At 68.6% G+C, this 9689-nt stretch carries 14 protein-coding genes; 4 read left to right on the forward strand and 10 right to left on the reverse strand.

Annotated features, from left to right (window positions below):
- Genes GR702_RS00090 through GR702_RS00100 form a run of 3 tightly spaced genes read left to right on the forward strand, consistent with a single transcriptional unit; the run spans window position 1 to window position 2153 of the window.
- On the forward strand, window positions 1-849 hold the full coding sequence (locus GR702_RS00090) for a cell division protein FtsX (RefSeq protein WP_237449504.1): 849 nt from the start codon (window positions 1-3) through the stop codon (window positions 847-849).
- Between the two features lie 39 nt (window positions 850-888).
- Window positions 889-1422 carry a YdcF family protein gene (locus tag GR702_RS00095; protein WP_160983931.1) on the forward strand — a complete coding sequence of 178 codons (534 nt, stop codon included), beginning with the start codon at window positions 889-891 and terminating at the stop codon, window positions 1420-1422.
- Window positions 1422-2153, forward strand: coding sequence for a lysophospholipid acyltransferase family protein (locus tag GR702_RS00100; protein WP_202407973.1), 732 nt, complete (start codon window positions 1422-1424; stop codon window positions 2151-2153). Before GR702_RS00095 ends, GR702_RS00100 begins: the two co-directional genes overlap by 1 nt.
- An 82-nt stretch (window positions 2154-2235) precedes the next feature.
- On the opposite strand, the gene GR702_RS00105 is transcribed toward GR702_RS00100, so the two are convergent.
- The 5 genes from GR702_RS00105 to dksA all read right to left on the reverse strand — a co-directional run bounded on the left by GR702_RS00105 (window position 2236) and on the right by dksA (window position 5691).
- Window positions 2236-2418, reverse strand: coding sequence for a hypothetical protein (locus GR702_RS00105; RefSeq protein WP_160983932.1), 183 nt, complete (start codon window positions 2416-2418; stop codon window positions 2236-2238).
- 51 nt (window positions 2419-2469) lie between these two features.
- Window positions 2470-2859 (reverse strand): DUF4112 domain-containing protein, encoded by a 390-nt coding sequence (locus GR702_RS00110; protein WP_160984412.1) that lies wholly within the window; start codon window positions 2857-2859, stop codon window positions 2470-2472.
- Window positions 2860-2979: 120 nt separating this feature from the next.
- A complete protein-coding gene (locus GR702_RS00115; RefSeq protein ID WP_160983933.1) occupies window positions 2980-4518 on the reverse strand; it encodes an ABC transporter substrate-binding protein in 1539 nt (512 codons plus the stop codon).
- Between the two features lie 150 nt (window positions 4519-4668).
- Window positions 4669-5037 (reverse strand): PilZ domain-containing protein, encoded by a 369-nt coding sequence (locus tag GR702_RS00120; RefSeq protein WP_160983934.1) that lies wholly within the window; start codon window positions 5035-5037, stop codon window positions 4669-4671.
- A gap of 195 nt (window positions 5038-5232) precedes the next feature.
- Entirely contained in the window at window positions 5233-5691 is a 459-nt protein-coding gene (dksA, locus tag GR702_RS00125) for an RNA polymerase-binding protein DksA (protein ID WP_160983935.1), read from the reverse strand.
- 296 nt (window positions 5692-5987) lie between these two features.
- On the opposite strand from dksA, the gene GR702_RS00130 reads away from it, so the two are divergent.
- Window positions 5988-6326: an SEL1-like repeat protein gene (locus tag GR702_RS00130; RefSeq protein WP_160983936.1), complete on the forward strand. Its 339-nt coding sequence runs from the start codon at window positions 5988-5990 to the stop codon at window positions 6324-6326.
- A gap of 6 nt (window positions 6327-6332) precedes the next feature.
- Here the strand turns inward: GR702_RS00130 and GR702_RS00135 are convergent, their stop codons facing one another.
- From GR702_RS00135 to GR702_RS00155, 5 genes are read right to left on the reverse strand one after another with little or no spacing between them, the layout of a single operon-like run.
- Window positions 6333-7478 (reverse strand): GNAT family N-acetyltransferase, encoded by a 1146-nt coding sequence (locus GR702_RS00135; RefSeq protein ID WP_160983937.1) that lies wholly within the window; start codon window positions 7476-7478, stop codon window positions 6333-6335.
- Window positions 7475-8254 (reverse strand): glycerophosphodiester phosphodiesterase family protein, encoded by a 780-nt coding sequence (locus GR702_RS00140; RefSeq protein WP_160983938.1) that lies wholly within the window; start codon window positions 8252-8254, stop codon window positions 7475-7477. The genes GR702_RS00135 and GR702_RS00140 overlap by 4 nt, the downstream gene beginning before the upstream one ends.
- Window positions 8235-8699, reverse strand: coding sequence for a RidA family protein (locus tag GR702_RS00145; RefSeq protein ID WP_160983939.1), 465 nt, complete (start codon window positions 8697-8699; stop codon window positions 8235-8237). Before GR702_RS00145 ends, GR702_RS00140 begins: the two co-directional genes overlap by 20 nt.
- Window positions 8686-9345 (reverse strand): HAD family hydrolase, encoded by a 660-nt coding sequence (locus GR702_RS00150; RefSeq protein ID WP_160983940.1) that lies wholly within the window; start codon window positions 9343-9345, stop codon window positions 8686-8688. Before GR702_RS00150 ends, GR702_RS00145 begins: the two co-directional genes overlap by 14 nt.
- Complete coding sequence (locus tag GR702_RS00155) at window positions 9342-9620, reverse strand: DUF3572 domain-containing protein (RefSeq protein ID WP_272916642.1); 279 nt, start codon at window positions 9618-9620, stop codon at window positions 9342-9344. Before GR702_RS00155 ends, GR702_RS00150 begins: the two co-directional genes overlap by 4 nt.
- Between the last annotated feature and the right edge of the window lie 69 nt (window positions 9621-9689).

Below are 9689 nucleotides of genomic sequence, written 5' to 3' on the forward strand. Positions count from 1 at the left end.
ATGGCGGGGCCGATGCCCTGGGTCATCGCCATCATGGTCGCGCTCACCGCGATCGCGCTCGCCGCAGGCCTTGCCCTCGGCAACGCGGTTTCGTCCGCCCGCGCCGAGATCGACGGCGGCATCACTGTCCAGATCATCGAGCCGCGCTCGGAACTGCGTGCCGTGCAAGCCGCCCGCGCAGTTGAGGCGCTCAAGACGATGCCCTCCCTGGCCGGGCTGCGGCTCGTGCCGCAGGAGGAACTCGACGCACTGATAGAACCCTGGCTCGGCACCGGCATCGCCTCGGCCACGGGATCGGCCATCCCTGTGCCGGCCCTTATCGACGTGCGCCTGAAAGGCCCTGCCACACCGGCCCGGCTGCGCGAAGTAGCTTACCGCGTGGCGCACGTCGCGCCCAGTGCCAGGATCGATGCGCAATCGAACTGGCTGCGGCCCGTGTTCGAGGCGATGGTCTCGCTCCAGGTGCTTTCGATCGCCCTCGTCGCGCTGCTGGCGCTGGCACTTGCGGCAGCGGTGCTGCTGGCGGCGCGCTCGGCATTGGGCGCCAACCGCGACACCATCGAGATCGTCCACCTGCTTGGCGGCACCGACGCCCAGGTGGCCCGCGTGTTCCAGCGCTCGATCGGCTACGATGCGGCCGGGGGCGGCACGGTGGGACTGGCGCTGGCGCTGGTAGTCATCCTCGCCCTTGCACGCCGCTTCTCGAGCCTTGGCGCAGGTCTCGTCGACAACGGGGCGCTGGCCTGGACCGACTGGCTGCTGCTTGCCCTGGTGCCGGTCCTTGCGACCCTGCTCGCCATGGTCACCGCCCGGTTCACGGTGCTGCACGCACTGCGGCGCATGCTTTAGCCGCTGCTTTCGCGCGTGCCTGTGCTTATATAGACCTTGATGTTCCGCCGCTTCGTCGCCTTTGTCCTGCTCGTCTGGCTTTTCGGCTTCCTGTGGTTCGCCATCGCGCTGCCGGGCCCGCTGCCCGCCAGCCAGCGCACGGACGTGATCATCGTGCTCACCGGCAGTTCCGGCCGGATCGAGCACGCACTCAAGGTGCTGGAAGAAGGCAAGGCGCCAGACCTGCTCGTCTCGGGAGTCGACCGGGAAGTGCGCCCGCGTGAATTTGCGGCGCAGTTTAGCGTGCCGCCCCGCCTGATGAAGTGCTGCGTGACGCTCGGCTACCGCGCCTACGACACGCGCTCCAACGCCATAGAGGCGGCGCAGTGGGTAGAAGAGCACGGCGCGAAATCGGTCCGCCTCGTGACCGCCGACTGGCACATGCGCCGCGCCGCGCTGGAACTGGGTCGCGAATTTCCCGAGGGCGTCAGGATCGAGCGGGACGGCGTACCTTCGCGGCCGAGCCTGGGCGCGCTCTTCCTTGAATACCACAAGCTGCTGGCCCGCGCCGCGCTAGACCTTTGGGAACGATGATGACTGACGACCGGCCTGCCCCCGCAGTGGCACAGGTGCCTGCCAATCCGCTCGACGTGGCGCGCAGCCTCGTGTTCTATGCCGCCTTCTATCTGGGAACGGTCGGCTATGTGACCGGCTCGTTCCTGGCCTCGTTCGTGGGCGAGGAGCCATTGCGGCGGGTGGTGCGTGGATGGAGCCAGTACCACCGCTTCTGCGCGCGCTGGCTGCTGGGCATCCGCGTCAGGCTGGAAGGCACGATGCCCGAGGACGGAGTGCTGGTCGCGCTCAAGCACGAGAGCTTCTTCGAGGCGATCGACCTGCCCGCGCAGATGCAGCGCCCGGCGCCCTTCCCGAAGGCGGAGCTTACGGAAATCCCCGGCTGGGGCTGGGCCCTGCGCCGCTACGGCGCGGTCGTCGTGGAACGGGGGGAAGGCGCGAAGGCGCTGCGCGCGATGGTGAGCAGTGCCCGCGGGCTGGCGGCGCAGGGGCGGCCTCTCGCGATATTCCCGGAAGGCACGCGCGTGCCCACGGGCGCACAGCCGCCGCTGCAATCGGGGTTCGCCGGCCTCTACAAGCTGCTGGCCCTGCCGGTGGTGCCGGTGGCGGTGGACAGCGGGCGCTTATACCATCGGCGCTGGAAGAAACCCGGCACGATCACGCTGCGAGTGGGTCAACGCATCGAGCCAGGCCTTGCGCGCGAAGAGGTCGAGGCGCGTGTCCACGCCGCCATCAACGCGCTGAACCGCTGAGACAGCGCGCAAGCTACAAAAGACGGGCGGCAAAAAGTCGGGCGAGAGCCGCAGGTCGGCGCAAGCAAGCCGTCCGGCGGCATTACTTCGAAGGCTGCAGCGCCTGCTCGGGAGGGCGGCGCTCGTCGAGCATGGCCGCAGCTTCGTCAAGGGCCCGGGCCTCGCCGACAGTGACCCCGCCGGGCCCCGGCGCGGTGTCGGACTGCGAGCAAGCGCCGGCCGTCAGCAGCGCGGCGGTCGTCAGGGAAAGGCGGATCGCTTTCATGCGCCTGCCATAGCGCCGCGCACCGACCGACGGAAGCCTCCGCCGAAAGCCTCAGGCCTCGATCACACGGGTTTGCGGGTGGTGCTTGTCCAGATGCTTGCGGATGATGCGCAGGTTGCGCGAGTTGGAGCGGAACACAAAGTCGAACAGGTCGCCGGCCAAGGGAATGGCGCCGACCATCGTGTCGAACCCGACGTTGGCCGTCATCCGGGCCAGCTGCCACTTCGACATGCCGAGGTTCCGGGCCTCCCACACGAGATAAAGGCCCATGGCGGCGGAAACGACGTCGCCTGCCACGGGTACGAGCCCGACGATCGCGTCGAGCCCGACCTTGCGGTTGAGGCCCGGGACCGTCAGCGCCCGTTCGAGCACCTGTTCGAGCGCTTCCACCCGGCGGCGCACCGATGCCGGATCGCTACCGAGCGGCAGCTCGATGTCCATGCGCCGGGCCTTTGCGCCCTGCGCGGAGCGTCCGGCCAAGCCGCCCCGATCCGTCGAACCTGAACCTGTGACCAACTTCGCCTGACCTCTCGAGACATGCGGCGCGGTTGCCGCTGCGTCTTACTTGGGGAGCCAGGAAAGCGGCATCAAGGGATGCCAGCCCCACGGATTGGTCGCGAAACCATCCACGCTTCCGCGCACGAGCGACCAGCGGATCGGCGTTCCGAAGGGGATGAAGACGTTAGCCGCCGTCAGTTCCGCCTCTCCTTCGGTGAGCAGCGCGGCCCGCTCGGCGGGCGTTGCAGCCTTAGCGGCCTCGGCCACCCGGTCATCCGCCTCGGGCGAGCAGAGCGTGCGGGGACGCGCCTTGGCCTGCTGGCATGACAGGCGGTTGAGGAACCAGGCCGCGCGCGGATAACGCGCAACATCGTCCACCAGCGCAAGGTCCGCGTCCGAGAGGTCCGGCACGCGCTCCAGCCCGACGCCAATGGTCCCAAAATCCGCGACGAGCCGGTCGAGCAGCGGGCGCGAGCCGCCGCCCTGGGGCAACCATATCCGCAGCCGCACCGGCCCCGGCGCGCCTTCCGCAGGGCGCCATGCCCGTACCCGCGCCCCGGCAAGCGCGCGGCGCTGCTCGAGCGGCTGCTCGCCCCAGCGCTCCCCGATGGTGCCGAGATCGCCATCGAGGCTGGGCGTGACGATCCGCGTCGTCGGCACCCAGCCGCCCACACCGAAAGGCGCGATCAATGCGGGACGGTCGATCGCCATGGCCAGCGCCTCGCGGTTGGCGGCGAGCGACAGGAAGCCGTCCTTCGCCGTGGCACCCGCCATGACCTGCAGGCCGAACAGGCCGACGACAGGATCCAGCTGGATCGTACCGCGCAGGATGCCGACCGAACGCGTCTCGACGAAGTCCTGTATGCGTCCGCCGAGCACGAGATCGACCTTGCCGGCGTTGAACGCCTCGACAGCTGCGGGGCCGGCCAGCGGATGAAGCCGAACGCGGCGCGTGCGCTCGTTCCAGTCCTGGATCGCAGGCAGCCCCAGGCGGGAGGGCTCGATCCGGGTAAGCACGGCCACGTCGCCGCTGCGCGTCATCGCCATCGGCCCGGCGCCCTCGCCATCGTGGTCGAGCCCAAGCTCGGGCTGGGCGAGCAGTTGGAGAAGGTAGGGCATGGGCCGGTTGAGCCGGATCTCGACGACGCGCCCCGCCATGGCGCGCACTTCGTCGATCCCGTCGAGGTCGCGGGAAAGCGGAGTATCGCCCAGGTTCCTGAGCGCCGAGCGGATCGCCCGGCGCGCGGACTCTGCGGTCAACGGATCGCCGCCGGGCCAGGTGCCTTCCCTCAGGCGGAAGATATAGCTCTGCCCGTCGTCGGTGACGATCCAGCGGTCGGCGAGAGCGGGGATCACGCGCCCGGCGGCATCGAAGGCCACCAGACCTTCCGCCGTCGCCGCGCGCAGCATCTGCCGGGCCGGGGCAAGCCGGGTGTCCGGCGCCACCGGGTCGGGCCCGTCGTCCACCACCGCCACGTCGAGGGAGGACGTGTCGGAAGCGCCGCAGCCCGCCAGACCCCCCGAGAACGCGAGCGAGAACGCGAGCGCGAGCGCCACTTTCGAGGCCCACGTCGCGGGGCGCTGGGAGCGCGGCAAGAACATGTCGGATGGCCTAGTGCATTTCGACACCGGCGCAAATGCTCAAGCGCCGGATTTTACCGGGAAAGCCGTGTCGCTCCAGGCACACTGCAAGCCGCGAGCCGTGCCGACGGCGGACTGCCGAACGCGCAGGACGACTCCGGAAAGCGGCGTTCAGAGCTTGCGCCGGGTGGCGCCGGGCACCGCCATGTGGTCCTGGTGCTTGCGGATGAAATCGGGCGTGGGATCGGCAACCCGGCCCACCGGCTCGCGCGCGAGGCGGGGATCGATGTCGTCCCGGAACGCCACGCCGAAACGGCTGTCCTGAACCCAGGCGACGGAGCCTTCCACCCAGCCAATATTGCGAATATTCACCCGCACCACGGTGCCGCGGACGACGCGCACAACGCCTTCGCCCATCATGCCGCCGGACGACAGATTGCGGACCTTGATGCGAAACTCGCCATCAAGTCCTTCGATGCGCAGGTCAGCCATGAGGAACAGGCTGTCACGCGCGATCTGCCGATTTTCACCTTCGTTCATGCGCTCCGTCCGGCATTACGCATCTGCAAGTATCCATTGCCGCGCCGCTGGAGCGGGCCTGCGCAGGATAACGCGCGTCAGCTTCCGTGACTAGCGCGCAATGGCGAATAAAGGCTTAACGGCCCACCCGGAAAGTGTCCCGGGCGGACCGCTGGACGGAACTTGACCGCAGGCACCCGGAGCGGGGAGCCCGGCTCAGTCCTCGCGCGAGACCTTTTCGCGGCGCTCGTGCGCTTCCTGCGCCTCTACGGTCATGGTCGCGATGGGCCGGGCTTCCAGACGGCCGAGGCCGATCGGATCGCCGGTGACTTCGCAGTAGCCGTACTCGCCTTCCTCGATGCGGCGCAGCGCCGAATCGATCTTGGCGATCAGCTTGCGCTGCCGGTCGCGGGTGCGCAGTTCGATGCCCCAGTCGGTCTCGCTCGAAGCGCGGTCGTTGAGGTCGGCGTCGCGGATGGGGCCGTCCTGCAGCTGCTGCAGCGTGCCTGCCGCGGCATCGAGGATGGACTTCTTCCAGGCGAGGAGCAGCTTGCGGAAATAATCCTGCTGCGCTTCGCTCATGTAGTCTTCGTTGGGATCGGGAATGTAAGCGCCGCCAATGGCGCGCTTCGCCTTGGCCAGTACATCGATTTCGTCAGCTAGGGCCGTTGCCATCCAGAGAAACTCCGCAAGTGTCTCCATCGGATCGCCAACGCCCTGCAGCCCCGGACTTTTTCCGGTAACCGTAAACGATCCGCGGTTGAGGGGGCCTATAGTTCCGCACCTATGCGTGCACAAGCGCATATGATCGATCATCCACAAAATTCTTAACGAAGCTCAGGGCCGCAACTGGGCTTCCTCCCTAAAGGTGCGACGCGGAACGGACGTTAACTCTATTTTCGGGCGAATCGCCGACATTGTGATCAACGATTGCAGAGAACTGCTTCGGTTGAAGGATGATGAGGCTGACGATGGAACTTGTCTCGATTAAGCATATGGCCGCCACTCCGGTTGCCGGATCCGACCCGGCAACTGCCGACCTGCGCCTTGCCGCCGCGCTCGCCGACGCGGCGCAGGGGGATGCGGACGCCTGCTTCGAGCTTGGCGTCGCCTACTCCACCGGCGGCCTCGGCGCTGGGTGCGACCTTGTCGAGGCGCACAAGTGGTTCAACCTCGCCGCCGTCTCCGGCCACGAGGAAGCGGCGACCTGCCGAGCCGAAGTGTCCGACGACATGACCGCGCGTGAAATCGCCGAGGCGCAGCGCCGTGCACGCCAGTGGCTGGCGGGCACCATGCGCAAGGCCGCCTGAGAGCGTTCAGCCCTCGGCCTTGCGGAAGGGGGATCGCTCGCCGAGCCACATCTGGTCCTGCGCGATGCCGTCGCGCTCCCGGGCCAGGTAATCGGCGATGGCGGACCGAAGCGATTCGTGGACGATGTAGTGCGCCGAGACCGTGCGCACCGGCTCGTACCCGCGCGCCAGCTTGTGCCCGCCCTGCGCGCCCGCCTCCACGCGGGAGAGGCCCAGCCGGATCGCGGCATCGATCGCCTGGTAGTAGCACAGCTCGAAGTGCAGGAACGGCTTGTCGACCCGTGCGCCCCAGTATCGCCCGTAAAGCGTGTCGCGGCCGATGAAGTTGAGAGCGCCGGCGATCGGCTCTCCTCCCTCGTCGAAGGCAAGCACCATGAGGATTTGGCGCGCCATCGTTCCGCCCAGGAGGCTGAACGCCTGGCGGGTGAGATAGGGGCGACCCCACTTCCGGGCGCCCGTGTCCTGGTAGAAATCCCAGAACGCGTCCCAGTGCGCCTCGGTGATCTCGTCGCCGGTCATCGCGCGGATCTCGACGCCTTCCTGCGCCTTTTCCCGTTCCTTGCGCAGGTCCTTGCGCTTGCGCGAGGAGAGCGCGCCAAGAAACTCGTCGAAGCTGGCATAGCCGCGATTTTCCCAGTGGAACTGGATGTCCTCGCGCAGCAGCCAGCCGGCCGCCTCGAACACGGGAACCTGCGCCGGCTCGATGAAGGTGGCATGCGCCGAGGACAGACCATTGTCCCGGCACAGCGTCTCGGCTGCCCGCAGCAGCGGCAGGGCGAGTTCGGGATGCGCGGTCAACAGCCGCGGACCCGTGGCCGGCGTGAAAGGCACGGCGATCTGCAGCTTGGGATAATAGGATCCGCCCGCCCGGTGCCAGGCGTCGGCCCAGGCATGGTCGAACACGTACTCGCCTTGCGAGTGTTCCTTCAGATAGGCGGGCAGCGCGGCGGCGACGCGGCCGTCCGGCCCGTCGATGACGATCGGCAGCGGCGTCCAGCCGCTGCGCGCGCCGACGCTGCGCGAGGTTTCCATGGCGGCGAGGAAGGCGTGGGAGACGAAGGGATTGCCCCCGTCGGTCAGCGCGTCCCACTCCTCGGCGGGCACGTCGCCCACCTTGCCCAGCACCCGTGCGGTGAAGGTGCCGTCACTCACCTGACGTCACCCGCAGGATCGCCCGCCACTTCGAAAATCGCGGCGTCGGCGTGGGTGCGCGCCCGCTCGTCGTGCTCGGCCTCGCGCACGGTCCACGTGGCGACGGGCAGCCCGCGCCGCCGCTGGCGCGCGGCGAAGCGGCTCGGCAGATCGCGCACGTCGTAGGCGAGAAAATCGGGGCGCGCACACCAGAGCCACAGGCGGCGGCGGATCCGGCCCGGCAAGGCCCTGTCCTCTCCCTCGGAGATGATGAGCCCGCGCACGGTATGGGGGGAATGGATGCGAAACCAGCGGCTCACCCGCGGATCGAAGCTCATGACGGCGTGCCGCCCGGTATAGCCTTCCAGCACCCGCCGCACGGCAAGGCACAGCGCAGCGACCCGGGTGTCGCGATCGGACTTGACCTCGATGAGGACGGGAACCTGCCCGCCGATCTGCGCCAGCGCCTGTCGCAGCGTGGGGATCGTCTCCGCCGAGCCGGACAGGGCGATGGCGCCAAGCTGCGCCGCGCTGCGCCGCAAGACGGGCCCCGTCTCGCCGGTCAGGCGCTCCAGCGCGTCGTCGTGGAAGACCACCGGGTGCCCGTCACCCGAGCGCTGAACGTCGAGCTCGATGCCGTGGCCCTGCTCGATCGCCTTTGCGAAGGCCGCCCGCGAGTTTTCGGGCACGCCCGCGCCATGCAGCCCGCGATGGGCATAGTCGTGCTCGCCGATCCACGCGACCTTGCGCGGATCGGGAACGGGCGATGCCCAGCGATCAAGCAGGGCGAACGGCAACGATGGCGTCCACTTCGACAGCGGCGCCCAGCGGCAGGACGGGAACGCCGACGGCGCTGCGGGCGTGCCTGCCGGCATCGCCGAAGACCGCGACCATGAGCTCCGAGGCGCCGTTAGCGACCTTGGGCTGGTCGGTGAAGTCTCCGGTCGAATTGACGAACGCGCCCAGCTTAACGATCCGCTCCACCCGGTCGAGCGAGCCGAGGGCGGCCTTGAGCTGGGCCAGGATCATGACCGCGCAGGCCTGTGCCGCTTCCACGCCGGCCTCGAGCGAGACGTCTTCGCCAAGGCGGCCGGTGACCAGGGTGCCCTCCACGAACGGCAGCTGTCCCGAAACGTGGGCCAGCCCGCCCGCCTCGACAACCGGCACATAGGCCGCAACGGGCGCCGCCGGTTCGGGAAGGGTCAGGCCCAGTTCGGCCAGGCGGGCGTCAATGTTGCTCATGAATATCCTCTTCTTCGCGTGTCAGGCTTTCGAGTAGCCAGGGAAGCGCGCTGCCCCAGTCGTCGATGCGCGCATGCGCGTGACCGAGCTTGTGCGCGCACTTGATGCCGGGAGCGATCTGCGGCTCGCCGCACAGGTGGAGGCGGCGCACTGCGGGCGCAACCTCGAATACCGAGCCGTGGTGCTGCGACAGGTCGTCGATGAAGACCGCGCGGGCGGGGCGGTACTCGTCGAGGATCGCCTGCAGCGCCGGTCCCTTGGGCCCCTGGTTCGTGAAGACCCGAAGCGGCATGCCATGGCCGGCCAGCTGCGTCTCGCGGGCCTCGCGCCGAAAATCGAGCAAGTTGGTGAGCACCACCACGTCGGCCACCTCGCGGATCGCGGCGATGGCGTCCACCGCGCCCTCGATCGGGGTCTGCCGGTGCATCTGGGTATCGAAGAAGCGGTTGAGCAGCGCCCACATTTCCGCCTGTTCAAGCGGCGTCTCGCTGCCGAGGCGGCGCATCGACTGATAGAATTCGCCGCCCGTCATGTCGAAGCGGACGCCTTCTTCCTCCGCCAGCCAGTCGCGGAAGTGCTTGATCATGTGAAGCAGCACTTCGTCGCAGTCGGTGATGAGGAGGGGCCTGCCGGTGTCGGTGCTCATGCGCCGAGCCTTTCGCGCGTGGCGGCAAGCGCCTGAGGGGTGACACCGAGCGCATCGGCGGCGGCAAGCAGGTCGGGCTCATGCGAACAGAGGAACTCTATCACCGCGGTCAGGGTGCCGGGCTCGCCCAGCGACGCACGCAGTTCCTCGGGGCTGAGCCCGGTGAGCGAGAGGAAGCGCTCGGCCCTGTCCTGGTCGACCAGGACCCAGCCCAGCGCATTGAGCGCCAGCGCCTGCGGGTCGGCGGGGGATGGCGTGTCTCGAAGAATTGTCAGCCTCGCTCTCGTGGAATAGACGGGATGGCAGGAACCTCGGGGGCCCTCTCCCTCAGATGGTCATCAGGG

Origin of the sequence: Novosphingobium silvae (assembly GCF_009856825.1) — a bacterium.
Classification (GTDB): Bacteria; Pseudomonadota; Alphaproteobacteria; order Sphingomonadales; family Sphingomonadaceae; genus Novosphingobium; species Novosphingobium silvae.